Source organism: Microbacterium paraoxydans, from assembly GCF_900105335.1.
GTDB classification, from domain to species: domain Bacteria; phylum Actinomycetota; class Actinomycetes; order Actinomycetales; family Microbacteriaceae; genus Microbacterium; species Microbacterium paraoxydans.
In genome coordinates this window covers 538807-564113 of sequence record NZ_LT629770.1, presented here as the reverse complement: position 1 = coordinate 564113, position 25307 = coordinate 538807, and the positions used below count along the sequence as shown (strand labels likewise).

The following is a 25307-nucleotide window of genomic DNA, read 5'->3' as shown; positions in this document are numbered from 1 at the left end:
TTCAGCTCACCCTCACTCGCGGGTCGAGGATGACCACGATGATGTCCGCCAGCACGGCGCCGATCGCGGTCAGAACGGCGCCGAACGCGGCGACCGCCACGACACCGTTGATGTCGTTCTGGTTGATGGTGTCGAGGAAGTAGCGCCCCATGCCCTGCCAGGCGAAGATCGTCTCCGTCAGGATCGCGCCGGTGAAGATCGTCGGGATCGTGAAGGCGACCTGGGTGGCGACCGGGATGAGGGACGTGCGGAGCGCGTGCTTCCGGATCGCCTGGGCCTTCGTGAGCCCCTTGGCGCGAGCCGTGCGGACGTAATCGGCGTTGATGTTGTCGAGCAGCAGGGAGCGCTGAAGGAAGTGATACTGGGCGTAACCGACCAGCACCAGAGCGATGGTCGGCAGGGTGACGTGCTGGAGCGCATCGACGATCGTGGGGAAGAAGCCGGTGACCCCGGGACTGGAGGAGCCGGTGACGTAGAAGATGCGCACGCCGGTCGCCTCGTTGAGGGCGATGGCGAGGAGTACCACGGCGAGACCCGCCACGATGATGTTGATGTTCATCGTGATGATCGAGGTCGCCTGGCCGATGCGGTCGGCGAGCTTGTACTGACGAGAGGCGGTGTACACGCCCAGCCAGACGCCGAGCACGGCGGCGATGATCGTGGCGCCGAGGACGAGCTCGGCGCTGACCCACATGCGATAGGCGACCTGCTCGTTCACCGACTGCCCCGTCGGGCTGACGCCCCAGTCCCATCGCAGCAGAATCCCCGAGAACCAGTTCCACCACCGTTCGATCAGTGGGACTGTGTCGCTCAGGTTGCGGGGGATGAGGACGTTGTCGATCTGCTCAGGACTGAGCGGAGGGCGACGACCCACGTAGTTGCTGCGCGGATCGAGGAAGCCCCACGCGAGGAAGTAGGTGAGGTTCGTCGCGACCACGATCATGAGCAGCCAGCCGAGGGCACGGCGCGCGAGGTACTTGATCAAGGGGGATTTGTCTTTCTCTTCTCCAGACGCGCTCGGGGTCTGCCGACGCAACGCTGAGCCGGGCGGATGATCGGGTTTCATCCGCCGTTCCGCGCGACGCGACAGCCCTCACGGAGTCTGTGACGGAGTCGTATCGCTTACGGGATCCGGTGTCACGGATTGATCCCGGGCAACTTCGGGAGACTATCACCGATACGCACGAATGGGGATTATGAGGACCCTCACCGTAGAATCGACGGGACATGTCCCCACGCGCTCTCACCCCGCTTCAGCCTGCCGCGACGCCGGCTGCGCAGATCCGTAACTTCTGCATCATCGCCCACATCGACCACGGCAAGTCGACCCTGGCCGACCGCATGCTCCAGATCACCGGCGTGGTCGCGGAGCGGGACATGCGCGCCCAGTACCTCGACCGGATGGACATCGAGCGGGAGCGCGGCATCACGATCAAGAGCCAGGCGGTGCGGATGCCGTGGGCTCTGGGGCAGGCGCAGGGCCCGGACGAGGTGTTCGCGCTCAACATGATCGACACCCCCGGTCACGTCGACTTCACGTACGAGGTCTCCCGGTCGCTGGCCGCGTGCGAGGGTGCCATTCTGCTCGTCGACGCGGCGCAGGGCATCGAGGCCCAGACGCTGGCCAACCTCTACCTCGCGCTGGAGAACGACCTCCACATCATCCCCGTCCTCAACAAGATCGACCTGCCCGCCGCCGACCCCGAGAAGTACGCGAAGGAGCTGGCCTCTCTCATCGGGGGCAAGCCGGAGGACGTGCTGCGTGTCTCGGGGAAGACCGGCATGGGCGTCGAGGATCTCCTCGACCGGATCGTCGAGGAGATCCCGGCACCCGTGGGCGACGCGGACGCACCCGCGCGGGCCATGATCTTCGACTCCGTGTACGACGCCTACCGCGGCGTGGTCACCTACGTGCGGATGGTCGACGGCAGCCTCTCGCCCCGCGAGCGGATCCAGATGATGTCCACCGGCGCGAACCACGAGGCCCTCGAGGTCGGCGTGTCGAGCCCGGAGCCCACTCCGACCAAGGGGCTCGGCGTCGGCGAGGTGGGCTACCTCATCACCGGCGTGAAGGATGTGCGGCAGTCGAAGGTCGGCGACACGATCACGAACGCCCGCAAGCCCGCGGCGGAGGCGCTTCCCGGCTACACGGACCCCAAGCCGATGGTCTTCTCGGGCATCTACCCGATCGACGGCAGCGACTACGCCGAACTGCGCGAGGCGCTGGACAAGCTCAAGCTCTCCGACGCCTCGCTGCAGTACGAGCCGGAGACCTCCGTGGCGCTCGGCTTCGGGTTCCGCTGCGGGTTCCTCGGCCTGCTGCACCTGGAGATCGTGACCGAGCGTCTTTCGCGGGAGTTCGGCCTCGACCTCATCACCACCGCCCCGAGCGTGATCTACGAGGTCGTGACGAGCGACACCGGCGAGACGGTGACCGTGACGAACCCGAGCGAGTACCCCGACGGCCGTATCGGCTCGGTGTCGGAGCCGATGGTGAAGGCGGCGATCCTGCTGCCCAAGGACTACGTCGGCACCGTCATGGAGCTGAGCCAGTCGCGGCGCGGCACGCTGCTGGGCATGGAGTACTTCTCCGAAGAGCGCGTCGAGCTGCGCTACAACATGCCGCTCGGCGAGATCGTGTTCGACTTCTTCGACCAGCTCAAGTCAAAGACGCAGGGCTACGCGTCCCTGGACTACGAGCCGTCGGGGCAGCAGGAGGCCGACCTGGTCAAGGTCGACATCCTCCTGCAGGGCGAGAAGGTCGACGCGTTCAGCTCGATCGTGCACCGGGACAAGGCCTACGCCTACGGCACGATGATGGCGGAGCGGCTGCGCAAGCTCATCCCTCGCCAGCAGTTCGAGGTGCCGATCCAGGCCGCGATCGGTGCCCGCATCATCGCCCGCGAGACGATCCGCGCGATCCGTAAGGACGTGCTCGCCAAGTGCTACGGCGGTGACATCACCCGTAAGCGCAAGCTCCTCGAGAAGCAGAAGGAGGGCAAGAAGCGCATGAAGATGGTGGGCCGCGTCGAGGTTCCGCAGGAGGCGTTCATCGCCGCGCTCTCCGGCGACGTCGAGACCAAGGACAAGAAGTAGCCCGCTCCCGCTGAGCCTGTCGGTCCACGCTGGGTCGCTGAGCTTGTCGAAGCGGGTCCGTCCGCGCTGGGTCGCTGAGCGTGTCGAAACGCGCGGTTCTCAGGGTCCGTCCGCGCTGGGTCGCTGAGCGTGTCGAAACGCGCGGTTCTCAGGGTCCGTCCGCGCTGGGTCGCTGAGCTTGTCGAAGCGCACTGTACGACCTCGACAACGACGGAAGGTCCTCCCACCGATTCTCGATCAACGCCATCTTCTTCCGACGACTCCATCCCTGGATCTGCTTCTCCCGGAAGAAGGCCGCGTCGACGGTGTCGAAGTGCTCCGCGTAGACCAGCGAGACCGGTCTCCGGTGGCGCGTATGGATGGCGGCGAACGCGTCGTCGTAGTTGTGCTCCCAGATGCGGGCTTCGAGGTCGCCGTTCGTGCTGCCCGTGTAGAAGCTGCCGTCACGGCATTCGAGGATGTAGGTCCATGGCATCCGGCCATCATGGTGGAGGTGTGTGCGGGTTTCCCGGGGCATGGGCGATTCCTTCGACAAGCTCAGGGACCCACCCTTCGACAAGCTCAGGGACCCACCCTTCGACAAGCTCAGGGACCCACCCTTCGACAGGCTCAGGGACCCACTCTTCGACAGGCTCAGGGACCCACTCTTCGACAGGCTCAGGGACCCACCCTTCGACAAGCTCAGGGACCCACCCTTCGACAGGCTCAGGGATCCACTCTTCGACAGGCTCAGGGATCCACCCTTCGACAGGCTCAGGGACCCACCCTTCGACAGGCTCAGGGACCCGGTCGACGCCGGGGGATGTGACGGCGTGCGGCGCGGGGGGTGTTCGCTCAGGGAACCCGAAGTAGGCTGGAACTCATGCGGCGCGGGACTTTCCGAGACGACACGGTGGACTATGCGGCCGTGGGTGCGACCCACGCCCCCGATCTGATGCAGTACCCGCCGGAGCGCAGCATCCCGGCGGAGGAATCCTGGCGGATCGGGAGCGGCGAGGAGCGATTCCAGACGGCCGGCGAAGCCCTGCTGTCCTGGACGGCGCAGCGTGCGGCCGGGCTGTCGGTGGAAGACGTCCGCCCTGCTCCCGGCCCCGCGTACGCCGGCGTGAGCTTCGATGCCGAGGGCAACCCCATCGCACCGAGCAAGCGCGACGTGGAGCCGCGGTATGACGCGGAGGGGGTGCCCTTCGTGGGCGCGGGCATGACGCTGCGCCTGAGCGGCCGAGTGGGTGGGATGCGCGCTGACTCGGAGCTGCGCGTGATCTCCGTCACCGAGGAGACCCGGCGGATCGGCTTCGTGCTGGGCACGGTCGGGGGCTCCGTCGTGAGCGGCGAGGAGTCGTTCGACGTGGACTGGCGAGAGGACAACGACGAGGTCTGGTTCACGGTCCGCGCCTTCGACGCCCCGAACACGCTGCTCTACCGTCTCGTTCCCGCACTGATGAAGCGCCGCCGTCGCGAGCTCTTCGCGCGCTACCTCCGCGCGATCTCCCCGCTCTACGCGACCCCGGTGTGATGGCGGGACCACTTCCGCTCGGGGATCCGGCGCCCGCGGACGGGCGGCTCCCCGCAGACCTTCCGATCTCCGCCGAGACGCCGTTCTCCGCCTACCTGCACATCCCGTTCTGCCGGGTGCGCTGCGGCTACTGCGACTTCAACACGTACACGTCCGGTGAGCTCCGCGGGGCGAAGCAGGAGGACTACGCGTCCACCCTCATCGGCGAGATCGCCCTCGCGCGTACCGTCCTGGATGAGGCCGGAGCGCTGCGCCCGATGGACACCGTCTTCTTCGGCGGCGGCACGCCCACGCTGCTTCCCGCGGGAGACCTCGCCCGCATGCTGGGAGCGGCCACCGCGGCGTTCGGACTCGCACCGGGCGCCGAGGTCACGGTCGAGGCCAATCCCGACACCGTGACCCCGGAGGTCGCACGAATCCTCGCCGGGGCGGGGGTCACGAGGCTGTCCATCGGCATGCAGTCCGCCGTTCCGCACGTCCTCGCCGCGCTCGACCGGACGCACCGGCCCGAGAACGTGCGTACCGCCGTCGCCGCGGCGAAGGAGGCAGGACTCGCGGTCAGCGTCGACCTCATCTACGGTGCACCGGGGGAGAGTCTCGCCGACTGGGAGGCCTCGCTCGACGCCGCCCTCGCCCTGGAGTCCGACCACGTCTCCGCGTATGCCCTCATCATCGAGGACGGCACGAAGCTCGCGCGACAGATCCGTCGCGGTGAGGTGCCGACTCCGGACGACGACCTGCAGGCGGACATGTACGAGCTGGCGGACGAGCGCCTCGCCGCCGCCGGGTTCGAGTGGTACGAGGTCAGCAACTGGGCTCGCAGCGAGGGGCAGCGGTCGCGCCACAACCTCGCGTACTGGCGGGGGAGCGACTGGTGGGGCTTCGGCCCCGGCGCCCACAGCCACGTCGCCGGCCTCCGATGGTGGAACGTCAAGCATCCCGCCGCCTACGCGCAGCGGCTGGCCGCCTCGTCCTCGCCGGCGGCAGGGCGCGAACGTCCGGACCCGGAGGCGCGGACCCTGGAGCGCATCCTCCTCCTCAGCCGCATCCGTGAGGGGATCGCAGTGACCGACGTCCCGGAGCAGAACAGGGACCGCATCGCCGGCCTCATCGCCGACGGGCTCATCGACGCGGCGGCGGCGATCCGCGGGCGCGTGCAGCTCACGCTCCGGGGCCGCCTCCTCGCCGACGCCGTCGTGCGCGAACTGACGGATTGAGCGGCTCCACAGGCGCTGCCCCGCCTTCGGAGATCTCCCGGTCGCAGGAGGTAGGATTGGCACTCAGGGCAGCAGAGTGCCAGCATCCGGTCGGCGGGAAGGGGAAGCCATGGTCACAGAGCGAGGGCTGCAGGTCCTCCGCGCGATCGTGCAGGACTACGTCGAGACGCACGAGCCCGTGGGCAGCCGTTCCATCGTCGACCGGCACTCGTTCGGCGTCTCGGCGGCGACCATCCGCAACGACATGGCGCAGCTGGAGGACGAGGAGCTGATCACGGCTCCGCACACGTCATCCGGACGCGTGCCGACGGACAAGGGCTACCGGGTGTTCGTCAACCACCTCGCCCAGCTCCGCCCGCTCTCCACCGCGCAGCGTTCCGCCATCGAGTCGTTCCTCGCCGACCCGGCCGACCTCGACGATCTGATGGTCCGGACGGTGCGCGTGCTCACACAACTCACCGGACAGGTCGCGTTGGCGCAGTATCCGTCGTTCGCGAGAGCGCACGTGACCCACGTGGAGCTCGTCACGCTGGCCCCCAACCGGCTCCTCATCGTCCTCGTGACGGACGCGGGCGGGGTGTCCCAGCGGATCACCGCACTGCCGGACACGATCGACGAAGCGGACCTCGCGGTGCTTCGCGCGCGACTGTCCGCCCTCATCACCGGGCAGGCGATCGCGTCGGCTTCCGACCGACTTCAGGCGCTCCTCGCCACGGAGGAGACGCCCCATGATCGTGTGCTCCGCGCGGTCGCCGGCGTCGTCATCGACGAACTCGGCGGCTTCCGGCAGGAGCGGCTCGTGATGGCCGGAGCCGCGACCCTGGCGCGGCGGGAACAGGACTTCCGCGGCAGCATCCACCCCCTCCTCGAGGCCATCGAGGAGCAGGTCACGCTGCTGCGGCTGATGAGCGAGATGGTGCCCGACGAGCACGGCCTCGCGGCGAGCATCGGCACCGAGAACGCCTCCTTCGGGCTAGGCGAGGCGTCGATCGTCGCCAGCAACTACGCGGCGCCCTCGGGGACCGCGCGGGTCGGTGTCATGGGGCCCACCCGGATGGACTATCCGAGCAACCTCGCGGCGGCACGGGCGGTCGCCCGCTACCTGTCGCGGATGCTCGACGACGACGAGGCCGGCCGCTGAGGCGGCCCCCACGGAAACACACGCAGAAGGGCGATTGTGGCGGACCACTACGAGGTTCTCGGGGTGTCCCGGGACGCTTCCACCGATGAGATCAAGAAGGCGTATCGGCGCCTGGCACGGCAGCTCCACCCGGACGTGAATCCGGGCGAGGAAGCCGCGGAGAAGTTCAAGCTCGTCACGCACGCCTACGACGTGCTCAGCGACGAGGAGTCACGCCGACGCTACGACATGGGCGGCGGTGACGGCGCGAACAACTTCGGCGGCTTCGGCGGCTTCGGCGACATCTTCGAGACGTTCTTCGGTGCGTCACAGGGCGGCGGACGCGGCGCCCGTCCGCGATCGCGGCGAGAGCGCGGTCAGGACGCGCTCGTCCGGGTCACCCTCGACCTCGGCGACGTCGTCTTCGGCGCACATCGCGACATCGAGGTCGACACGGCCGTGCTCTGCGAGACCTGTCAGGGCTCGTGCTGCCAGGAAGGCACGTCGCCGGTCACCTGCGACATCTGCGGCGGCACGGGGCATGTGCAGCGTCAGGTGCGGAGCCTTCTCGGCAACGTCGTCACCTCCCAGCCGTGCGGCACCTGCGAGGGCTACGGCACGACCATCCCGTACCCCTGCGGAACCTGTGGCGGGCAGGGGCGCGTCCGCTCGCGCCGCACGGTGTCCCTCGACATCCCGGCGGGCGTCGAGACCGGACTGCGGCTGCAGCTCCCCGGCTCGGGCGAGGTCGGCCGCGCGGGCGGCCCGAACGGCGACCTCTACGTGGAGGTCACGGTCAACCCGCACCCCGCGTTCAGCCGTGACGGCGACGACCTGCTCGCCACGCTCGAGGTGTCCATGACCGATGCCATCCTCGGCACCGAGACCTCGATCGAGGGTCTCGACGGGGAGGTCGACCTGGAGATCCGCGCCGGTGTGCAGTCCGGTGACGTGCTGACCATCAAGGGGCGAGGCATCACGCCGCTGCGCGGCACCCAGCGCGGCGACCTCCGCGTCGGCGTGCAGGTGGTCACCCCCACCAAGCTCGACTCCGCACAGCGCAAGCTCATCGAGGACTTCGCCAAGAAGAACAAGGCGCCGGGCCCGCAGCTCGCGCAGTTCCAGCAGGGTCTGTTCTCCAAGCTGCGCGACCGCTTCCGCACCCACTGATCGTGGCCCTGCACTTCCTCGTCGAATCCGCGGGTGACGCTGCGGCGGGCGGCCTCGTCTCGCTGACCGGTGCCGAGGCGAAGCATGCGGCCGTCGTCAGGCGGCTTCGCGTCGGCGAGGCCGTCACGGTCGGCGACGGCCGGGGCGTCTGGCTGACCGGCGTCGCCGAAGAGGTGTCGCCGTCGCGCGTCGACGTCCGGATCACCGAGCGCGTCGAGCACGAGCCGGCGAGTCCGCGCCTCGTGCTCGTGCAGGCGCTCGCGAAGGGCGACCGCGACGAGCTCGCCGTGCAGGCCGCGTGCGAACTGGGTGTCGACGAGGTCGTGCCGTGGCAGGCGGGTCGCAGCGTGTCGCGCTGGGAGGGACCGAAGGCGGTGAAGGGGCGCGAGCGCTGGGCGACGATCGTCCGTGAGGCCGCGAAGCAGGCGCACCGTGCCTGGGTACCCGAGGTGGCCGCCCCGGAGACGACCGCACAGCTCGCGACCCGCGCGGCGACGCAGCGCGTGCTCCTGCTCGACCCGACCGCGCCCGCGCGGCTCTCCGCGCTGGTGCCGGATGACCGTGACCTCGTGCTCGTGGTGGGTCCGGAGGGCGGGATCGCTCCGGAGGAGCTCGAGAAGCTCACGGCCGCGGGCGCGGAACGCGTGCTGCTCGGCGACACCGTGCTGCGCACGTCCACGGCGGGCCCCGCGGCCATCGCCGTGCTGTCCGCGGCCCTCGGGCGCTGGTGACCGGCCGCGCCGCGCGTCCCCCCAGTAAGCTGAGAGCATGAGCGAACCCTCGATCTTCACGCGCATCCTCACCGGGGACATCCCCGGGGAGATCCTGCTCGACACGGGCCGCGTCTTCGCGATCCGCGACATCGATCCGCAGGCGCCGCTCCATGTGCTCGTCATCCCCAAGACCGAGGAGTACCGCGACGTGACCGAGCTCGCGGCCGGGGATCCCGCGCTGCTGGCCGAGATGGTCGCCGCCGCCAAGCGCATCGCGGAGGAACACGCCAACGGCGAGTACCGCCTCATCTTCAACAACGGCGCGAGTGTCGCGCAGTCCGTCTTCCACGTGCACGCCCATGTGCTCGGCAACCTCGAGGAGAACAAGCTCGTTGGCTTCTGACGATCAGGAAAACGTCACCGAACGGCTCTATGCCGACGGCGTCGCGATGGTGCAGCTGCTCGGTCCGCAGGACCGGCTGCTGCGGATGCTCGAGCGCGAGCACCGCGACGTGCAGGTGCTCGTCCGCGGCAACGAGATCACCCTCACGGGCGCGCGCGAGGCCGTCGCCAAGGCCAAGACCCTCGTCGACGAGCTCCTCACGATGACCAAGGCGGGGCACGATCTCGCCCCGAGCGACGTGTCCAGCTCGGCGCGGATGCTGCGTCAGGACGGCGGCCCGCGGCCCAGCGAGGTGCTGGGCGAGGCGATCCTCTCCACGCGCGGCAAGGTGATCCGGCCGAAGACCCTCGGTCAGAAGGAGTACGTCGACGCGATCGAGGAGAACACGATCGTGTTCGGCATCGGTCCTGCCGGAACGGGCAAGACCTACCTGGCGATGGCCAAGGCCGTCCAGGCGCTGCAGCGCAAGGAGGTCACCCGCATCATCCTCACCCGTCCGGCGGTCGAGGCGGGGGAGCGCCTCGGGTTCCTTCCCGGCACGCTCACCGACAAGATCGATCCGTACCTGCGGCCGCTCTACGACGCGCTCAACGAGATGATGGATCCGGAGATCGTGCCGCGCCTGATGGCGACGGGCACCATCGAGGTCGCGCCCCTCGCGTACATGCGCGGACGCACCCTCAACGACTCCTTCGTCGTGCTCGACGAGGCGCAGAACACCACGCCCGAGCAGATGAAGATGTTCCTCACCCGTCTCGGGTTCGGCACGAAGATGGTCGTCACCGGCGACATCACCCAGGTCGACCTCCCGCAGGGCGCTTCCGGCCTCCGCCTGGTCACCCGGGTGCTCGACGGCATCGACGACATCCACTTCTCCCGTCTCACCAGTGACGACGTGGTCCGGCACTCCCTGGTGGGGCGCATCGTCGACGCCTACAGCGAGTACGACGAGCGGCGCGTGGCGCAGCGGGCCGAGCGCGAGCAGGCGCACGAGTTCGCCAACCGCGCCGAGCGCCGCGGCGCCCAGCGACCAGGACCACGCGACCGCATGCCGAAACGAGGGCTCTCATGATCGAGATCAACAACGAGTCGGCCATCGATGTCGACGAGACCGTGCTGCAGCGGCTGACGGACTTCAACCTCGCGCAGCTCCACGTCAGCCCGGACGCCGAGGTGGCCATCGTGCTCGTCGACGAGGGCGCCATGGAGGCGCTGCACGTGCAGTGGATGGACGAGCCGGGGCCGACCGACGTCCTGAGCTTCCCGATGGACGAGCTCCGGCCCGGCACCGAGGACCGTCCCACGCCTCCCGGGCTGCTCGGCGACATCGTCCTCTGCCCGCAGGTCGCGGAGACGCAGGCGCAGGCCGCCGGCCACACCCTCATGGACGAGCTCATCCTGCTCACCACGCACGGGCTGCTGCACCTGCTCGGGTTCGACCACGCCGAGCCGGATGAGGAGCGGGAGATGTTCGGGCTGCAGAAGCAGCTCATCCAGGGCTTCGCCGCGTCCGAGCGCCGCCGGCGATGACGGAGCTGCTGCTGCTCGTCGCCGCGGTGCTGCTGGTGGCGTTCGGCGGCCTCATGGCCGCGATCGACGCGGCATACGGCGTGACCTCGCGCGCCGGACTCGAGGACATGGCGACCGAGGGGCGCCGAGCGAAGGCCCTCGGGCGGATCGCCGCCGACCTCGACGCGCACGTCAACGCCGTCGCCTTCATCCGTGTTCTCGCGGAGGTGACGGCCGCCGTGCTCGTCACCGTGGCGTTCACGATCGTCTTCGAGAACATCTGGTGGGCGATGCTCGCCGCCGCCATCCTGATGACCGGAATCACCTTCGTCCTCGTCGGGGCGAGTCCGCGGACGTTCGGTCACCAGCACGCCGAGAGCATGATCCGCGGGAGCGCGGCCATCGTGCGCGGACTCCGGATCATCCTGGGTCCCATCGCCCAGGGGCTCGTCGTCCTGGGCAACCGTGTCACCCCGGGGACCGGACGCAGTTCGTTCTCCAGCGAGGACCAGCTGCTCAGCATGGTCGATGAGGCCGCGTCCAACGACCTCATCGAGGAGGACGACCGCGATCTCATCCACTCGGTGTTCGACTTCACCGACCAGTTCGTCCGGGCGGTGATGGTGCCGCGCACCGAGATGGTCACCGTGGGCGCGGAGGCGACGACCGACGAGGCCATGTCGCTCTTCCTTCATCGCGGGGTGTCCCGCATGCCCGTCGTCGACGATGAGGCCGACGACGTCGTCGGGGTGCTGTATCTCAAGGACCTCGTGCAGTTCGCGTACCGGGACGACAGCGCCTGGCGCGCAGCGTCCATCCGTCCGATCGCTCGGCCGGCCACGTTCGTCCCCGAGTCGATGCGCGCGGAGACGCTGCTGCAGCAGATGAAGCGCGACGCCGTGCACGTCTGTCTCGTGATCGACGAGCATGGCGGGATCTCCGGCCTGGTGACGCTGGAGGACCTCATCGAGGAGCTCGTGGGGGAGATCTCGGACGAGTACGATCAGGTGTCCGCCGAGTTCGTCGACCTGGGCGACGGCCGCTATCGGGTGAGCTCCCGGCTCTCGCTGGAGGACGTGGGCGATCTGTTCGGTCTGGAGCTCGAGGACGAGGACGTCGACTCCATCGGCGGCCTGCTCGGCAAGACGCTCGGCCAGGTGCCGCAGCCCGGTGCGACGGCGACCGTCCACGGGCTCGTGCTCACCGGGGGCGCGTCCCGCGGGCGGGGGCGCGGGATCGCGACGGTGTTCGTGGAACGGGCGGCAGAGCCCGAAGAAGTGCAGGATGAAGGAGAGCGGCGCGATGACTGAAGACACCCGGAGCGGGTTCGTGACTTTCGTCGGGCGGCCGAACGTGGGCAAGTCCACGCTCACCAACGCCCTGGTCGGCGAGAAGATCGCCATCACCAGCGAGAAGCCGCAGACCACGCGCCGCGCGATCCGCGGCATCCTCAACCGGCCGGACGGGCAGCTCGTCATCGTCGACACTCCCGGCATCCACAAGCCGCGCACACTCCTCGGCGAGCGGCTGAACGATCTCGTGGAGCAGGTCCTGGGCGACGTCGACGTGATCGGCTTCTGCGTGCCCGCGACCGAGAAGGTCGGTCCCGGCGACCGCCGCATCGCCGCCTCGCTGGACGGTTACCCGCGTGCGCAGAAGATCGCGATCGTCACCAAGACCGACGCCGCGGGTCGCGACGAGATCACCGAGCGGCTGATGGAGGTCGACTCCCTCCGGGAGGACTGGGCCGCGGTGATCCCGCTGTCGGCGCTGACGCGGGATCAGCTCGAGGTGCTGGCGGACGAGATCCTGCAGCTCATGCCGGAGGGGCCCGCACTCTACCCCGAGGGCGTCACCACCGACGAGTCCGTGGAAGACCGGATCGCGGAGATCATCCGCGAGGCCGCGCTCGACGGCGTGCGCGACGAGCTCCCGCACTCGATCGCCGTCGTCGTCGATGACATCTCCCCGCGGGAGGACAGCGACCTCACCGACGTGCATGCCTCCATCGTCGTCGAGCGGGACAGCCAGAAGGCGATCATCATCGGCCACAAGGGCAAGCGTCTCCGCGACGTGGGAGCGCGCGCCCGCGCCGGCATCGAGGAGCTTCTCGGGACCCGCGTGTTCCTCGGGCTCCACGTCAAGGTCGCGAAGGAGTGGCAGCGCGATCCGAAGCAGCTCGGGCGGCTCGGGTTCTGACATGCCGGGCAGCAGGACGTCGGAGGCGGCGGGCCGACCGCCGACCCCACCGACATGATCGGCCGCGGCGAAGACCCGAGCTCGCTGCGGAACGAGGTCTTCACACGAGTGTTCGATGAGCACTGGGCGACGGTGCGCCACCACATCGAGGGCGTCGTCCCGGATGACGACGAGGTCAGCGAGATCGTGTCGGAGGTGTTCCTCGTGGCGTGGTCGCGACTGCGGCCCTCGCGGCCGCCGGGGAAGGTCTGGCTGCTCCGTCAGACCGACCGCCAGCTCCGCGCGCGGGCTCGGCGTTCGTCCACTGTGCACGGCGCGATCGACGCCGTGCACGCGGGACTCTCCGGCGACCCCGAGGCCCTCGGCAGGTTCGGGCGCAGCGAAGTGCTCAGAGCTTTGGGTGTCCTCACTCCGGGGCAACGGCGTATCATCATGCTCACGTACTGGGATGGACTCGCGGTGGGGGAGATCGCGGAGCTGCTGCGCACTTCTGAGTCCCGGGTACGGAAGACGTTGGCTCGTGCCGAAGATCGGCTGCGAGAGACGCTGGGACTGGAGGGGACGGGGAGCGCGTGATGTCTGACAATGCCCTGCTCGAGCGCGTGCTCGTCGAGGCCGATCCCGCGCGCACGCCGCGCGATGCCGAGCCGGATGCGCGCGCGATCGCCGCGCGCGACCGCATCATCCGGTCCGCGCGTGCCCCGCGACGACGGCGAGCCAGGACGATCGGCTGGGCGGCAGGGCTGACGGCTGTCGCCGCGTCCGCCGCTGTGGCGATCGGCGTCCTCCTCCCGCAGGGAGCCGCCGTGGCGGGAGCGCCGTCTCCGCTCGTGTTCGAGGATGCCGGTTCCCTGGGCGACACGGTGGCCGCGGCGGAGGCGGATCTCGAGGTCTTCAGTCCACCCACGGAACCGGAGCGCTCGACACGGACGGCCTTCTGGTCGTACAACGTCGAGGTCGACACCGAACGGGCCGAGGTCGTGCCGCAGTTCGCGACCTTCACCTGGGAGGAGGATCTCTCGGGAGTGGCCGTCGCCATCAACGGTGAGCCGTACGCGCCGACGGATGCGGTGGCGAACGGACAGGCCGAGGTGAAGAGCACGGGCGAGGTGGCATCCCGTGTCGTCCTCGCTCCGGGTGAGTTCGTCACTCCCGTCGTCGATGTCCCGGGCGATTCCGCCGAGGACGTCCGGGCACTGCTGGTCGCCTTCGACATGCCCGAGCAGCCCACCGCGTTCGAGGTGGTGACGGCGATCACCTCCGTCTTCGGGCAGTGGACGCTCACGAACGCGCAGCACGCCGAGCTGCTGACCCTGATCGAGGAGTCCGGGGGCGCGGAGGCTCTGGGGACGACGAACGATCGGCTCGGCCGCCCGGTCTCCGGGATCCGGGTCGTCTCCGCCGACGGCGTCGTCCGTGACGACGTGCTCGTATCGCTCGACACCGGCCGCATCGTGGGTCTCGAACGGACTGTGCTCAAGGACGATGGGGTGTTCCCCGCGGGGGCGATCGTCGACTACCGGATGTGGGACATCGACGAGGAGATGCTGCGATGACACGACTGCGCATCGCCGTCGTGCTCGGACTGGCCCTGGTCCTGACCGGAGCGGGCGGCCCTGTCGTCGCGGCCACTGCTGAGGAGCCGCCGCTCGACCCGCTGATGGTGCGCATCCTCGACGAGGTGCCCGGTGGCGTGGTGATCGACGCCGGCAGCGCCGTATGGCCGAAGCTCGACATGGAGTACACCTCGAACATGGCGACCGTCCGCACGATGGCGCGAGCGGTCGGGAACTGTGCGACCGGTCGCATCTGCGCGTACCGGGAGCTCAATCGCGTCGGCGCCATGCTGAGCTGGGGAAGCTGTACGACCATCGCGATCCCGTCCTCCTTCGCGACGAAGTCGGCGGCGAACGCCCGCACCTCCGGTTACATGCAGGTCCGGAACGGGAGCACGGTCCTGGCGACGGTCTCCGCCAATGCGTGGAGCAACATCTCCGGCTCCGCGACCAACATCCGCTGCTTCCTCTGACGGCAGGACGGCTGACCATGGCGAGACACTGGGTGGCGCGGGTGGCGGGATCTCCCGATTCGTGGGAGTTCGAGGAGTATGAGCCCGCGGCGCCGCGCGAGGGCGAGGTCACGATCCGGGTCCGGGCCGCGGGGGTGAATCCGGCCGACGCGAAGCATGTCGCCGCCGCCCGGCCGGGGATCAAGTTCCCGGTGCCCATCGGATACGAGGTCTCCGGTGAGCTCGCGGCGATCGGCCCCGCGACCCGCATCGGTTCCGGTGAGGCCGAGGTCGGCGATGAGGTCGTGGCGTTCCGCGTGCGGGGCGGTTACGCGACCGAGGTCACGGTGCCCGCGGCGAAGGTGTTCGCGAAGCCGTCCACGCTCACCCACCCGGAAGCGGCCAACCTCCTGCTCGTCGGCACGACGGCCGCGGAGATGCTCGCCGTCACCGGGGCGACGCCGGGGGAGACGGTCCTGCTGCATGGGGCGTCCGGCGCGGTGGGTGTCAGCGTGCTGCAGCAGGCGCGGCTCCGGGATGTCCGGGTCATCGGGACCGCCAGCCCCGAACGCTTCGGTGAGGTCCGCCGTTTCGGTGGGATCCCGGTGGCCTACGGCTCCGGACTCGCTGATCGGGTACGAGCGCTGGCCGACGGGCCGATCGCTGCGGCTCTGGACGCGGTGGGCACGGACGAGGCCGTCGACGTGTCCCTCGCCCTGGTGTCCGATCGCCGCCGGATCGTCACGATCGCGAACTTCGCGCGAGCGTCGGCCGACGGGTTCCTCGCGATCGCGGGGTCGATGCCCGACAGCGCCCGGTTCCGCGACGAGGTGCGCAGCGAGCTCATCGCCCTGGCGCAGAACGGTGACCTGGTGGTGCCGCTCGCACGCACGTTCCCGCTCGCCGAGGCGCCCGAGGCCCATCGGCTCCTCGCCACCGGTCACCCGGGCGGCAAGCTCGCCCTGGTCACCGACGCCTAGTCGATCTCGCGGAGCGCAGACGTGACGACGACCACGTCCTCGCCGTACTCGGCATCCACCGCGTCCTGCAGCGTCCCGTCGTCCCAGACGACCTGGAGCCACACGTAGCCGCGGTCCGCCGACACGGCGAGCGCGTCCGCGCCGAGGCGTCCGGTGATGTCGTTCTGCACCCGATCCAGCTCGTCCGCCGAGCTCGTACCGTCGATGCCGGCCGTCGGATCCTCCGGAGCCATCGGATCGTAGAGCGCGAGGAGCGCCGGGGGACCGGCCACCGTGAATCGCTCGCCGTCCCAGGTGCCGGTCACCGCGTAGGCCCCCCACCGCGTCTCCCCGGACGACTCGCGACCGTCCAGACCCTCCCAGCTCCACTCGTCGAGCGGGACGCCGTCGCACTGCGGCGGATACGACTCGAGGATCGCGCCGAGACACAGCCGCACGTCCCCGGAGTCGTCGAGCACGGTTCCCGTGGCGACGACGCGCCCCTTGGGTGGTGCGGGTTCCGACTCCTCCAGGAGCATGTCCGAGGGAACGGTCGTGCTTGTCGGCGGAGCGGACGCTCCCGGCGCGGTGGCACAGCCGGCCAGCAGCAACAGCACTGCCGTCGCGACGCCGACGGCGGTGACAGGGCGGTCGCGGAGGATGCTCATACCGACCAGTGTCGCGCGGGCACGCACCGTCTCAGACGTCGAAACGCCCGCGGCTTCCCTGCTAGCATGACCACATGCCTTTCGGCGGTCTGCTTCTTCTTAGCTGCCGCGACGAGTCCTAAAGCTAGGGCCTTCCTCGTCGCGGCGCTTGTGTTGGCCCGTACATCTTGACGAAGAGAAGAAGCCCCATCATGCAGAACACCCAGCGCCCGTCCGCGATGCCGATCCACAAGTACCGGCCGTTCCACGAGCAGATCAACGTCCACCTGCCTGACCGCACATGGCCCGATGCCCGCATCACCGAGGCGCCCCGCTGGTGCGCCGTCGACCTCCGCGACGGCAACCAGGCCCTCATCGACCCCATGTCGCCCGAGCGCAAGCGCGTCATGTTCGAGCTGCTCGTCAGCATGGGGTACAAGGAGATCGAGGTCGGCTTCCCCTCTGCGAGTCAGACCGACTTCGACTTCGTGCGTCAGCTGATCGAGGAGAACCTCATCCCGGATGACGTCACGATCCAGGTACTGACGCAGGCACGCGAGCATCTGATCGCGCGCACCTACGAGGCCATCGCCGGTGCCAAGCAGGCCATCGTGCACCTGTACAACTCCACGAGCGTGCTGCAGCGCGAGGTCGTGTTCCGCACCGACAAGCAGGGCATCATCGACATCGCGCTCGAGGGCGCTCGGCTGTGCCGTCGGTTCGAGAAGACGATCCCGGACACGCAGGTGTACTACGAGTACTCCCCGGAGAGCTACACCGGCACCGAGCTGGAGTTCGCGGTCGACGTCTGCAACCAGGTCATCGAGATCTTCGAACCCACGCCGGACCGCAAGGTCATCATCAACCTCCCCGCGACCGTGGAGATGGCGACGCCGAACGTCTACGCCGACTCGATCGAATGGATGAGCCGTCACCTGAACCACCGCGAGAACGTGATCCTGTCGCTGCACCCGCACAACGACCGCGGCACCGCGATCGCCGCGGCCGAGCTGGGGTACATGGCCGGAGCCGACCGCATCGAGGGGTGCCTCTTCGGCAACGGGGAGCGCACGGGCAACGTCGACCTCGTCGCCCTCGGCATCAACATGTTCACGCAGGGCATCGACCCGCAGATCGACTTCAGCGACATCGACCAGGTCAAGCGCACGGTCGAGTACTGCAACCAGCTGCCGGTTCCGGAGCGCAGCCCGTGGGCCGGGGACCTCGTCTTCACGGCGTTCAGTGGCTCGCACCAGGACGCCATCAAGAAGGGCTTCGAGGCCATGGCCGCCGAGGCCGAGGCGCAGGGTGTCACGGTCGATGAGATCGAGTGGGCCGTGCCGTACCTGCCCGTGGACCCGAAGGACCTCGGTCGCTCCTACGAGGCCGTCATCCGCGTGAACTCCCAGTCCGGCAAGGGCGGCGTCGCGTACCTGCTGAAGTCCGACCATGCGATCGATCTGCCGCGCAAGCTCCAGATCGAGTTCTCCGGGGTCGTGCAGGCCAAGACGGACGCCGAGGGCGGCGAGGTCACCAGCGACCAGATCTGGTCGATCTTCACCGACGAGTACCTGCCGGCCGCCGACACCGAGGCGAAGTGGGGCCGGTTCGAGCTGCTCGCCACGCAGACCCGGAGCGACATGTCCGGTGACGTCGTGCTCGACGTCGTGCTGCGGGACGACGACCAGGAGGTCTCCGTGTCGGGCAACGGCAACGGTCCGGTCGCCGCGTTCGTGGAGGTGCTGCGGGGTCAGGGCTTCGACATCACGGTCTACGACTACGTCGAGCACGCTCTCAGCGCCGGCGGGGACGCGCAGGCCGCCGCGTATGTCGAGCTGCAGGTGGGAGACCAGCGCCTGTGGGGAGTCGGCATCGACGGCGACATCTCGACCGCGTCGCTCAAGGCGATCGTGTCCGGTGTGAACCGGTCGATCCGCAGCCGTCAGCAGGAGCTGGCCGCCGTCTGACCCTCTTTCGAATCGCGCGATTGGTCGTATTCGGCCGCCGGATGGGACCAATCGCGCGATTCGAAGCGGGGGATCAGTCCAACCACTGCACCAGCTGCCAGATGAGGCCGTTGTGGTCGGCGAACTGGCAGTATCGCTCGCCCCAGGGCTCGGTCTCGGGTGGGGTGACCACGCGAGCGCCAGCGGCCGCGATCCGGGCGAACTCGTCGTCGATATCGTCGACGACGAAGACGATCAGGGTTCCCTGACCGGCGGATCCGGCGATCTCCTGCGGGCGGAACGTCGACAGCCCCGTCTCGAGGAAGATGACATTCGGCACGGGCCCCGGGTGCTGCAACGAGACGAAGCCCTCCGCGGACATCGCCTCCTCGAAACCGAAGTGCGTCATGGCGAAGGCTGCGGAGGCTGCGACGTCGGGGACGTTGAGCGAGAGAGCGGTCTGCGTGATGTTCACGGTTCTCCATTCCTAAAGGCTGTACAGCGTATAGGGTTAAGGCGCGAGCGGTCTAGGCTATTCCCGATGACCAAGAACCTCGTCGATCTGCTCTGGCGGCACAGCCCTGTGGCTCCCGCGACGCCACAGCGAGGACCGAAGGCGCGTCATTCGACGGATGACGTGGTCGACCGCGCTGTCGCGTTGGCTGACGTCGATGGCCTCGCGGGGGTGACCATCCGGTCTCTCGCGCAGAGCCTCGACCTGACGCCGATGTCGATCTACACCCACGTCAACAGCCGCGCCGACCTGCTCGTCCTGATGGCGGACGCGATGAATGCCAGGATGCTCGTCGCGCCTGTGCAGGCATCCGAGTGGCGCGCGGCGGTCCGGGCAGTCGCCGAGGACAACTTGCGCCTCTTCCGGGACCACCCGTGGCTCATCGACATCCACGATCCGCGGGTCGCGCTCGGCCCGGGCACCATCGCCAAGTACGACCGGGAACTCCACGCCTTCGACGGCCTCGGTCTCGGCGCCGTGGAGCGCGACGCGGCGTTGAGTTTCGTGTTGGACTTCACCCTCTCCGCGGCGGCGCGCATGCGCGAGCAGCAGGGTGCGGAGTCGTTCGCCGCCTCATGGGCGGAGGCGGCACCCCGGCTGGCGACCTACCTGGGTGACGATCTGCCGCTCGCCCGGTCGGTGGGCCAGGCTGCCGGGGAATCCATGGGTGCGCCCTACGACGCCCGGACGGCGTGGGAGTTCGGCCTCGCGCGCGTGATCGACGGGCTCGCCGCCACCTGACTCTCTTTCGAATCGCCCGATTGGTCGTATTCGGCCGCCGTATGGAGCCAATCGCGCGATTCGAAGTCAGTCCTGGGGCTTCACGATCGGGATGGCACCGGTCTCCGCGGCGACCTTGCGGCGGTAGAGACGGCGCTGCTCCGGCAGCGAGACGTCGAACGTCACGGCGAGGATCCGGATCACGGCGGTCACGACGATGCCGATGACGGCCGCGAGGGGGATGGGCATCCCGACGGCGTTCGCGACGACGATGAACGTGCAGCCGGCGGCCGCAGCCACGGCATACAGGGAGCCGACGTGCATGATCGCCGTCGGCAGGCCCATCAGCATGTCGCGGAGCACGCTCCCGCCGACCGCGGCGCAGACCCCGATGAAGACCGCGGGAACCTCGGGGATGCCGAAGGCGAGGGCCTTGCTCGTCCCGAAGGCGCCGAACATCCCGATCACGACGGCGTCCAGCACCACGATCGCCGTGTTGAGTCGCGTGAAGAGTCCGGCCAGCAGCATGCCGAGCAAGGCCGCACCCGCTGCGGTGACCAGGTACCACTGGTTCTGCAGGGTGGCCGGTGTCTGTCCGAGCAGGATGTCGCGGATGAGACCGCCGCCCATGCCGATCATGATCCCGATGATCGCGACGCCCAGCCAGTCGAGCCGGCGCTGGCCCTGGAATCCGGCGGCGAACATCGCGCCCTGCACTCCGCCGAGACCGACGCCGAGGAGGTCCGCCCACAGCGGAATGGTGAAGAGCGGTTCGGTCACGCGTCCATTGTCGCGCACGGAGGATAATCGAAGGGTGCCCACCTACCGAGACGAAGCGGTGATCCTGCGCACCCACAAGCTGGGGGAGGCGGATCGCATCGTCACGATGCTGTCGCGGCGGCACGGGAAGGTGCGCGCGGTCGCCAAGGGCGTGCGTCGCACCTCGTCGAAGTTCGGCTCCCGTCTCGAGCCGTTCATGGTCGCCGACGTGCAGCTCTACGAAGGCCGCTCGCTCGACATCGTGCAGCAGGCCGAGTCGCTCGGGGCCTACGGCACGGACATCGCCGCGCACTACGACCGGTTCACCGCCGCGAACGCCATGGTCGAGACGGCGGATCGGCTCAGCGACGCCGAGGCTACCCCGGAGCAGTACCTCCTGCTCGTCGGCGGGCTGCGGGCGCTGTCCCGCGGCGAGCACGCTCCGCGCAGCATCCTCGACTCGTATCTGCTGCGCGTGATGTCCCTCTCGGGATGGGCGCCGTCCCTCGAGGACTGCGCGCGCTGCGGGGCTCCGGGGCCGCACTCCGTCTTCGTCGCGCAGTTGGGCGGACTCGTGTGCCACGCCGACGCGCCCGCCGGCAGCCCCCGGATCGCCGAGAAGACCTTGACGTTGCTGCGTGCCCTGATCCGCGGCGACTGGGACCTCATCGACGCGGCCCCGCACGCAGACACCGCCGCCGCCTCGGGTCTCGTCGCGGCGTACGCCCAGTGGCACCTGGAGCGGGGCATCCGCTCGCTCGCGCACGTGTCGTCCACCCCCGGAGAAGGAGCACGGTGAGCCCGAAGCCCTACACGCACAAGGACGCCGTGCCGTATCGGCCGATCGACTGGACCGGCGTGTACCCGCCCGCGTTCCCGGCCGTCCCGGAGCACGTCGCCATCGTCATGGACGGCAACGGTCGCTGGGCGAACCGCCGGGGCCTCAACCGCATCGAGGGGCACAAGGCCGGGGAGGAGGTGCTGCTCGACGTCGTCGCGGGCGCGATCCAGGCCGGCGTGAAGCACCTCTCCGTCTATGCGTTCTCCACCGAGAACTGGGCCCGTTCCCCCGAGGAGGTCCGCTTCCTCATGGGGTACAACCGCGATGTCCTGCACCGCCGCCGCGATCAGCTCAACGAGTGGGGTGTGCGCGTGCGGTGGGCGGGGCGCAAGCCGCGCCTGTGGGGGAGCGTCATCAAGGAGCTGCAGTACGCCGAGCAGCTCACCCGCGACAACGACGTGCTCACCCTCACCATGTGCGTCAACTACGGCGGTCGGGTCGAACTCGTCGACGCGATGCGGGCCATCGCGGCCGATGTCGCGGCCGGGCGGGTGAAACCGAACGCGATCAGCGAGAAGACGATCCGTCGTCACCTCTACGTCCCGGACATGCCGGACGTGGACCTCTTCCTGCGCAGCTCGGGGGAGCAGCGCACCTCCAACTTCCTGCTGTGGCAGTCGGCCTACGCCGAGATGGTGTTCCTGGACACCCTGTGGCCGGACTTCTCCCGCGAGGAGCTCTGGCGCGCGATCGGGGTCTACCTCTCCCGGGACCGACGCTTCGGCGGCGCCGTGGACACCCCGACCTCGGTCTGAGCTCGCAGCCAGCGCTCCGTCTCGCGCGGATGCGTCAGACGCACGATCGTGAGGTGGGGGAAGCGCTCCTGCACCGCCGGGAAGCGCTCGGACCATTTGTGCAGCGTCGCCGTCTGCCAGGCCAGGATGCTCTCCTCCGGCGTGGCCCCCAGCATCCGCCAGATCGGCTTCTCGACGTTGCCGTTCCACATCCGGGTGCGCAGGATGCTGCGGCCGAGGGTGCGCCGGAGCAGACGCGACCGCACCACGCGGTACGGGTAGTCGAGCCAGAGCGCGAGCTGCGCCCTCGGGGTCAGGATCTCGTCGGTGCCCTTGCTCGTGTACTGCCACTCGGTCACCCACCGCTCCTCCGCGGCCAAGGCGCGCACGTCGTCGAGGAACTCCGCCCGCGGGGTCCAGTCCGGGCCGTGGAACAGGCCGTCGATCTCCACGTGACGGAGGTCCCAGAGGGCGGCGAGCCGTCGGGACAGAGTCGTCTTCCCCGACCCGGTGACGCCCGCGACGAGCACCCGTGCGGGCCGGAAGGGGAGGGGATCGTCGGCGGAGAGCATCCGAGGATTCTACTGACGGAATACGTCGGACGCGCGGACGGTTGACCACGGTGTGACTGAACCCATCGCCATCGACATCTGGTCCGACATCGCCTGCCCCTGGTGCTACATCGGCAAGCGCAACCTCGAGAAGGGGCTGGAAGCGGTCGCGGCCGACGAGGACGCTCCGCAGGTCACGGTCACCTTCCACTCCTTCGAGCTCTCCCCGGACACCCCGGTCGACTTCGACGGCGACGAGATCGACTTCCTCTCCGGGCACAAGGGGATGCCGCGCACGCAGGTCGAGCAGATGCTCGCCAACGTCACGAACGTCGCCGCGAACGCGGGCCTGCAGTACCGGTTCGACCTGCTGCAGCACACGAACACGGTGAAGGCGCACGAGCTGCTGCACTTCGCGAAGGCCGAGGGACGCCAGCACGAGATGGAGGAGCGGCTCATGTCCGCCTACTTCACCGAGGGCAAGCACGTGGGACGCATCGACGACCTCGTCGCCCTCGCCGCCGAGGTCGGTCTCGATGCCGATCGCGCCCGCGCCGCACTCGAGAGCGAGCAGTACCTCGCCGACGTCCGTCAGGACCAGGCGCAGGCTCGCGCCTACGGCATCCAGGGGGTGCCGTTCTTCGTCGTCGACGGCCAGTACGGCATCAGCGGCGCGCAGCCGCCGGCGGCGTTCGAGAACGTGATCCGCGACCTCTGGGCGCAGCGCAGCGCGGCCGTCGAGGCCTGATCCGCACCGACAGACGACGGCGGGGACCCCGGGTCGGGGATCCCCGCCGTTCTGCTGCCCGGCCTCAGAGGCGCTGCTGGCGGGGTCCGAGGGGGAGCGGCTCCATCGGCTGGTCGTTCGCGGTCAGGTCGATGCCGAGATCCCGGGCGTAGACGACCCTGGTGGAGATGGCGACCTCGTCGCCCGCCTCCTTCAGCTCGAACACGCGGCCCCCGCGCATGCGGTTGCGCTCGGCGCCAGGGAGACCATAGGCGCCGAAGCCGGTTCCCGGGGCATAGCCCAGCATCACGCCGTAGTAGTCGCCCGTGTAATCGTTGACGTGGTCGTGCCCGACGAACACGCCCTTCACGTCGCCACGTTCGAGGATCGCGTTGAACATGCCTGAGTTGAACGGTCCGGGGCATTCGTCCTCGTTGCGTTCGCCGACGATGCCGTGGCGGGCCTTGCCGCGCGCGGCGTCGGCCGCCGTACGGGTGTCCACACCGCCCCACCACATGAAGCGGTGCTCCCACAGCGCGATGTGGAGGAACATGAGGCCGGGCACCTTGCGTCCACGGCGCTGCTCCAGGCGCTGCGACTGGTCGCGGTACCAGGCGACCTGGTCCATGCGCAGCCAGTCCCAGGCCGGGTAGCCGTCGAAGTCCTGGCCGTCGATGGCGTCCGGCGCGTAGCGGCCCGAGTCCATCAGCCAGAGCGCGAACGCCTCCCGGTTCTTCTTCGCAGCGGAGCCGATCGTCACGATCGTGTTGCTCGTGCCCGTCACGCCGCGCGTGTTCTCGGCGTTCACGTTGTACTCGTACGAGCGGTAGATCTTCAGCATCCCGGCTTCGTCGACGCCGGACTGTGGCAGCGAGTCCTCGTCGTGGTTGCCGTAGGTGACCGCCCAGGGGATGCGACGGGACTCCATCGGCATGACCACGTTGTTGATGGCCTGCTTCACCGCCAGCCGCGTCTCGCAGCCGCCCGTGATCACGTCGCCGTTGATGACGACGAAGTCCGGCTTCTCCTGGTCGAGCACCTTCTCCATCAGCTCGACGGTGCGGCGGTCGGTCAGCTCGTCGTCCTGCGTGTCGTTGAACTGCACCACCTTGAAGGTGCCGTCGGCACGGAAGCGCAGGTTCCGCGCCTGCCCACCACCCGGCGACGCCGGGGCGATCGTCGCTGCGGCAGGTCCGGTGCCGAGGGGGAGGGCGGTACCGAGCGCACCGAGCGCTCCCGCGGTGAGGACAGTTCGCCGGCTGAGGGGCAGTCGGTCGGGCATGCGTGGTCTCCTTCGTCTTCGGCGCGTGTCGCCGCGGTGAGACTAGGGACGCCACATGTCGACGGGGAGACCGGAAGGTGAACGAGGGCGGCCACGTCGGGCGTCACGGCGCGGTGCGCGCGTGACGCAGAGGTGAACGACGCTCAGCGGGGGAGTGCGGCCTCGATCGCCTCGACGATCTCGGGAGCGTCCGGCTTCTGCTTCGGGCGGAAGCGCAGCACGTCGCCGTCCGGCAGCACGAGGAACTTCTCGAAGTTCCACTCGACGCGGCCGGCCTTGCCCCCCGCATCCGGCGTCTCCTTGAGCGCCTTGTAGAGCTCGGCGGCGTTCTTGCCGTTGACCTTGATCTTGTCGTTCACCGGGAAGGAGACGCCGTACGTCGTGGAGCAGAACTCGAGGATCTCGTCGACAGAACCGGGCTCCTGTCCGAAGAACTGGTTGCAGGGGAAGCCGACCACGGTGAAGCCGCGGTCTCCGAAGCGCCGCTGCAGCTCCTCCAGCTGCTCGTACTGCGGAGTGAGGCCGCACTTGGAGGCCACGTTCACCACGAGCACCACGTCGGCACCCAGATCGTCCAGAGTCTTCTCCTGCCCCTGGGCGTCGGTGAAGGGGATGGAACGGAGTGCGGAATCGGTCATATGCACAGCTTAGGTCGCCGCATCCCCACCGGCTCCGG

The 25307-nt window shown here is 69.1% G+C and carries 29 protein-coding genes; 21 read left to right on the top strand and 8 right to left on the bottom strand.

The annotated features are described in order from the left end of the window. Position 1 precedes the first annotated feature (1 nt). The gene (locus BLU02_RS02990) at positions 2 to 985 is read right to left on the bottom strand and encodes an ABC transporter permease (RefSeq protein WP_060921467.1); all 984 of its coding nucleotides are present in this window, start codon (positions 983 to 985) and stop codon (positions 2 to 4) included. Between the two features lie 242 nt (positions 986 to 1227). Here BLU02_RS02990 and lepA point away from each other — a divergent pair, with 242 nt between their 5' ends. After that, positions 1228 to 3096: a translation elongation factor 4 gene (gene lepA, locus BLU02_RS02985; protein ID WP_060921468.1), complete on the top strand. Its 1869-nt coding sequence runs from the start codon at positions 1228 to 1230 to the stop codon at positions 3094 to 3096. Positions 3097 to 3244: 148 nt separating this feature from the next. Here lepA and BLU02_RS02980 read toward each other — a convergent pair whose 3' ends face one another. Next, positions 3245 to 3571, bottom strand: coding sequence for a GIY-YIG nuclease family protein (locus BLU02_RS02980; RefSeq protein WP_083370872.1), 327 nt, complete (start codon positions 3569 to 3571; stop codon positions 3245 to 3247). A 40-nt stretch (positions 3572 to 3611) separates the two neighbouring features. Here BLU02_RS02980 and BLU02_RS17720 point away from each other — a divergent pair, with 40 nt between their 5' ends. From BLU02_RS17720 to BLU02_RS02905, 15 genes are all read left to right on the top strand, one after another. Beyond that, positions 3612 to 4031: a hypothetical protein gene (locus BLU02_RS17720; protein WP_231919624.1), complete on the top strand. Its 420-nt coding sequence runs from the start codon at positions 3612 to 3614 to the stop codon at positions 4029 to 4031. Beyond that, on the top strand, positions 3959 to 4612 hold the full coding sequence (locus BLU02_RS02970) for a DUF1990 domain-containing protein (protein WP_060922192.1): 654 nt from the start codon (positions 3959 to 3961) through the stop codon (positions 4610 to 4612). The genes BLU02_RS17720 and BLU02_RS02970 overlap by 73 nt, the downstream gene beginning before the upstream one ends. Further along, positions 4612 to 5829 carry a radical SAM family heme chaperone HemW gene (gene hemW, locus BLU02_RS02965; RefSeq protein WP_060922191.1) on the top strand — a complete coding sequence of 406 codons (1218 nt, stop codon included), beginning with the start codon at positions 4612 to 4614 and terminating at the stop codon, positions 5827 to 5829. The genes BLU02_RS02970 and hemW overlap by 1 nt, the downstream gene beginning before the upstream one ends. A 109-nt stretch (positions 5830 to 5938) precedes the next feature. Further along, positions 5939 to 6970 (top strand): heat-inducible transcriptional repressor HrcA, encoded by a 1032-nt coding sequence (hrcA, locus tag BLU02_RS02960; protein WP_060922190.1) that lies wholly within the window; start codon positions 5939 to 5941, stop codon positions 6968 to 6970. A gap of 36 nt (positions 6971 to 7006) precedes the next feature. Next, positions 7007 to 8119: a molecular chaperone DnaJ gene (dnaJ, locus tag BLU02_RS02955; protein ID WP_060922189.1), complete on the top strand. Its 1113-nt coding sequence runs from the start codon at positions 7007 to 7009 to the stop codon at positions 8117 to 8119. A 2-nt stretch (positions 8120 to 8121) separates the two neighbouring features. Next, positions 8122 to 8850 carry a 16S rRNA (uracil(1498)-N(3))-methyltransferase gene (locus BLU02_RS02950; protein ID WP_060922188.1) on the top strand — a complete coding sequence of 243 codons (729 nt, stop codon included), beginning with the start codon at positions 8122 to 8124 and terminating at the stop codon, positions 8848 to 8850. Between the two features lie 37 nt (positions 8851 to 8887). Further along, the gene (locus tag BLU02_RS02945) at positions 8888 to 9235 is read left to right on the top strand and encodes an HIT domain-containing protein (RefSeq protein ID WP_060922187.1); all 348 of its coding nucleotides are present in this window, start codon (positions 8888 to 8890) and stop codon (positions 9233 to 9235) included. Positions 9236 to 9281: 46 nt separating this feature from the next. Next, positions 9282 to 10307, top strand: a complete 1026-nt coding sequence (locus BLU02_RS02940; protein ID WP_231919667.1) for a PhoH family protein — start codon at positions 9282 to 9284, stop codon at positions 10305 to 10307. Then, complete coding sequence (gene ybeY, locus BLU02_RS02935) at positions 10304 to 10765, top strand: rRNA maturation RNase YbeY (RefSeq protein WP_060922186.1); 462 nt, start codon at positions 10304 to 10306, stop codon at positions 10763 to 10765. The genes BLU02_RS02940 and ybeY overlap by 4 nt, the downstream gene beginning before the upstream one ends. Beyond that, positions 10762 to 12054 (top strand): hemolysin family protein, encoded by a 1293-nt coding sequence (locus BLU02_RS02930; RefSeq protein WP_025103687.1) that lies wholly within the window; start codon positions 10762 to 10764, stop codon positions 12052 to 12054. Before ybeY ends, BLU02_RS02930 begins: the two co-directional genes overlap by 4 nt. Then, entirely contained in the window at positions 12047 to 12943 is an 897-nt protein-coding gene (gene era / locus BLU02_RS02925) for a GTPase Era (protein ID WP_060922193.1), read from the top strand. Before BLU02_RS02930 ends, era begins: the two co-directional genes overlap by 8 nt. 54 nt (positions 12944 to 12997) lie before the next feature. After that, positions 12998 to 13519 carry an RNA polymerase sigma factor gene (locus BLU02_RS02920; RefSeq protein ID WP_060922185.1) on the top strand — a complete coding sequence of 174 codons (522 nt, stop codon included), beginning with the start codon at positions 12998 to 13000 and terminating at the stop codon, positions 13517 to 13519. Further along, entirely contained in the window at positions 13519 to 14499 is a 981-nt protein-coding gene (locus BLU02_RS02915) for a hypothetical protein (RefSeq protein ID WP_060922184.1), read from the top strand. Before BLU02_RS02920 ends, BLU02_RS02915 begins: the two co-directional genes overlap by 1 nt. After that, complete coding sequence (locus BLU02_RS02910; protein WP_060922183.1) at positions 14496 to 14972, top strand: hypothetical protein; 477 nt, start codon at positions 14496 to 14498, stop codon at positions 14970 to 14972. The genes BLU02_RS02915 and BLU02_RS02910 overlap by 4 nt, the downstream gene beginning before the upstream one ends. A 17-nt stretch (positions 14973 to 14989) precedes the next feature. Further along, the gene (locus BLU02_RS02905) at positions 14990 to 15931 is read left to right on the top strand and encodes a quinone oxidoreductase family protein (protein WP_060922182.1); all 942 of its coding nucleotides are present in this window, start codon (positions 14990 to 14992) and stop codon (positions 15929 to 15931) included. Here the strand turns inward: BLU02_RS02905 and BLU02_RS02900 are convergent. After that, complete coding sequence (locus tag BLU02_RS02900) at positions 15928 to 16578, bottom strand: hypothetical protein (protein WP_157546986.1); 651 nt, start codon at positions 16576 to 16578, stop codon at positions 15928 to 15930. The two genes, BLU02_RS02905 and BLU02_RS02900, sit on opposite strands and share 4 nt — an antisense overlap. A 191-nt stretch (positions 16579 to 16769) precedes the next feature. Here BLU02_RS02900 and leuA point away from each other — a divergent pair, with 191 nt between their 5' ends. Next, positions 16770 to 18524, top strand: a complete 1755-nt coding sequence (gene leuA, locus BLU02_RS02895) for a 2-isopropylmalate synthase (RefSeq protein ID WP_060922180.1) — start codon at positions 16770 to 16772, stop codon at positions 18522 to 18524. A 73-nt stretch (positions 18525 to 18597) separates the two neighbouring features. On the opposite strand, the gene BLU02_RS02890 is transcribed toward leuA, so the two are convergent. Then, positions 18598 to 18978, bottom strand: a complete 381-nt coding sequence (locus tag BLU02_RS02890; protein WP_060922179.1) for a VOC family protein — start codon at positions 18976 to 18978, stop codon at positions 18598 to 18600. A 66-nt stretch (positions 18979 to 19044) separates the two neighbouring features. Here BLU02_RS02890 and BLU02_RS02885 point away from each other — a divergent pair, with 66 nt between their 5' ends. Beyond that, a complete protein-coding gene (locus tag BLU02_RS02885; RefSeq protein WP_060922178.1) occupies positions 19045 to 19758 on the top strand; it encodes a TetR/AcrR family transcriptional regulator in 714 nt (237 codons plus the stop codon). 66 nt (positions 19759 to 19824) lie between these two features. Here the strand turns inward: BLU02_RS02885 and BLU02_RS02880 are convergent, their stop codons facing one another. Further along, positions 19825 to 20517 carry a trimeric intracellular cation channel family protein gene (locus tag BLU02_RS02880; RefSeq protein ID WP_025103677.1) on the bottom strand — a complete coding sequence of 231 codons (693 nt, stop codon included), beginning with the start codon at positions 20515 to 20517 and terminating at the stop codon, positions 19825 to 19827. 34 nt (positions 20518 to 20551) lie between these two features. Between BLU02_RS02880 and recO the strand changes: the two genes are divergently transcribed. Continuing rightward, positions 20552 to 21295 carry a DNA repair protein RecO gene (gene recO / locus BLU02_RS02875; protein WP_025103676.1) on the top strand — a complete coding sequence of 248 codons (744 nt, stop codon included), beginning with the start codon at positions 20552 to 20554 and terminating at the stop codon, positions 21293 to 21295. Beyond that, on the top strand, positions 21292 to 22092 hold the full coding sequence (locus BLU02_RS02870; RefSeq protein WP_060922177.1) for an isoprenyl transferase: 801 nt from the start codon (positions 21292 to 21294) through the stop codon (positions 22090 to 22092). Before recO ends, BLU02_RS02870 begins: the two co-directional genes overlap by 4 nt. Here the strand turns inward: BLU02_RS02870 and BLU02_RS02865 are convergent. Next, positions 22035 to 22643 carry a P-loop NTPase family protein gene (locus BLU02_RS02865; protein ID WP_060922176.1) on the bottom strand — a complete coding sequence of 203 codons (609 nt, stop codon included), beginning with the start codon at positions 22641 to 22643 and terminating at the stop codon, positions 22035 to 22037. The two genes, BLU02_RS02870 and BLU02_RS02865, sit on opposite strands and share 58 nt — an antisense overlap. A 52-nt stretch (positions 22644 to 22695) precedes the next feature. Here BLU02_RS02865 and BLU02_RS02860 point away from each other — a divergent pair, with 52 nt between their 5' ends. Continuing rightward, positions 22696 to 23370: a DsbA family oxidoreductase gene (locus tag BLU02_RS02860; protein ID WP_060922175.1), complete on the top strand. Its 675-nt coding sequence runs from the start codon at positions 22696 to 22698 to the stop codon at positions 23368 to 23370. Positions 23371 to 23434: 64 nt separating this feature from the next. Here BLU02_RS02860 and BLU02_RS02855 read toward each other — a convergent pair whose 3' ends face one another. Together BLU02_RS02855 and BLU02_RS02850 are read right to left on the bottom strand one after the other, a co-directional pair. Further along, entirely contained in the window at positions 23435 to 24631 is a 1197-nt protein-coding gene (locus BLU02_RS02855; protein WP_060922174.1) for a metallophosphoesterase family protein, read from the bottom strand. 143 nt (positions 24632 to 24774) lie between these two features. Beyond that, positions 24775 to 25269: a glutathione peroxidase gene (locus BLU02_RS02850; protein WP_060922173.1), complete on the bottom strand. Its 495-nt coding sequence runs from the start codon at positions 25267 to 25269 to the stop codon at positions 24775 to 24777. Between the last annotated feature and the right edge of the window lie 38 nt (positions 25270 to 25307).

Bases quoted from the DNA above. Each gene is read 5' to 3' on its own strand.
- lepA (WP_060921468.1), top strand. From the start codon at position 1,228: ATGTCCCCACGCGCTCTCACCCCGCTTCAGCCTGCCGCGACGCCGGCT.
- BLU02_RS02945 (WP_060922187.1), top strand. From the start codon at position 8,888: ATGAGCGAACCCTCGATCTTCACGCGCATCCTCACCGGGGACATCCCC.
- BLU02_RS02920 (WP_060922185.1), top strand. From the start codon at position 12,998: ATGATCGGCCGCGGCGAAGACCCGAGCTCGCTGCGGAACGAGGTCTTC.
- era (WP_060922193.1), top strand. From the start codon at position 12,047: ATGACTGAAGACACCCGGAGCGGGTTCGTGACTTTCGTCGGGCGGCCG.
- BLU02_RS02970 (WP_060922192.1), top strand. From the start codon at position 3,959: ATGCGGCGCGGGACTTTCCGAGACGACACGGTGGACTATGCGGCCGTG.
- BLU02_RS02910 (WP_060922183.1), top strand. From the start codon at position 14,496: ATGACACGACTGCGCATCGCCGTCGTGCTCGGACTGGCCCTGGTCCTG.
- BLU02_RS02915 (WP_060922184.1), top strand. From the start codon at position 13,519: ATGTCTGACAATGCCCTGCTCGAGCGCGTGCTCGTCGAGGCCGATCCC.
- hrcA (WP_060922190.1), top strand. From the start codon at position 5,939: ATGGTCACAGAGCGAGGGCTGCAGGTCCTCCGCGCGATCGTGCAGGAC.
- BLU02_RS02930 (WP_025103687.1), top strand. From the start codon at position 10,762: ATGACGGAGCTGCTGCTGCTCGTCGCCGCGGTGCTGCTGGTGGCGTTC.
- BLU02_RS02850 (WP_060922173.1), bottom strand. From the start codon at position 25,269: ATGACCGATTCCGCACTCCGTTCCATCCCCTTCACCGACGCCCAGGGG.
- BLU02_RS02905 (WP_060922182.1), top strand. From the start codon at position 14,990: ATGGCGAGACACTGGGTGGCGCGGGTGGCGGGATCTCCCGATTCGTGG.
- hemW (WP_060922191.1), top strand. From the start codon at position 4,612: ATGGCGGGACCACTTCCGCTCGGGGATCCGGCGCCCGCGGACGGGCGG.
- BLU02_RS02980 (WP_083370872.1), bottom strand. From the start codon at position 3,571: ATGCCATGGACCTACATCCTCGAATGCCGTGACGGCAGCTTCTACACG.
- BLU02_RS02885 (WP_060922178.1), top strand. From the start codon at position 19,045: ATGACCAAGAACCTCGTCGATCTGCTCTGGCGGCACAGCCCTGTGGCT.
- BLU02_RS17720 (WP_231919624.1), top strand. From the start codon at position 3,612: ATGGGCGATTCCTTCGACAAGCTCAGGGACCCACCCTTCGACAAGCTC.
- BLU02_RS02865 (WP_060922176.1), bottom strand. From the start codon at position 22,643: ATGCTCTCCGCCGACGATCCCCTCCCCTTCCGGCCCGCACGGGTGCTC.
- BLU02_RS02940 (WP_231919667.1), top strand. From the start codon at position 9,282: ATGGTGCAGCTGCTCGGTCCGCAGGACCGGCTGCTGCGGATGCTCGAG.
- BLU02_RS02855 (WP_060922174.1), bottom strand. From the start codon at position 24,631: ATGCCCGACCGACTGCCCCTCAGCCGGCGAACTGTCCTCACCGCGGGA.
- ybeY (WP_060922186.1), top strand. From the start codon at position 10,304: ATGATCGAGATCAACAACGAGTCGGCCATCGATGTCGACGAGACCGTG.
- BLU02_RS02900 (WP_157546986.1), bottom strand. From the start codon at position 16,578: ATGAGCATCCTCCGCGACCGCCCTGTCACCGCCGTCGGCGTCGCGACG.
- leuA (WP_060922180.1), top strand. From the start codon at position 16,770: ATGCAGAACACCCAGCGCCCGTCCGCGATGCCGATCCACAAGTACCGG.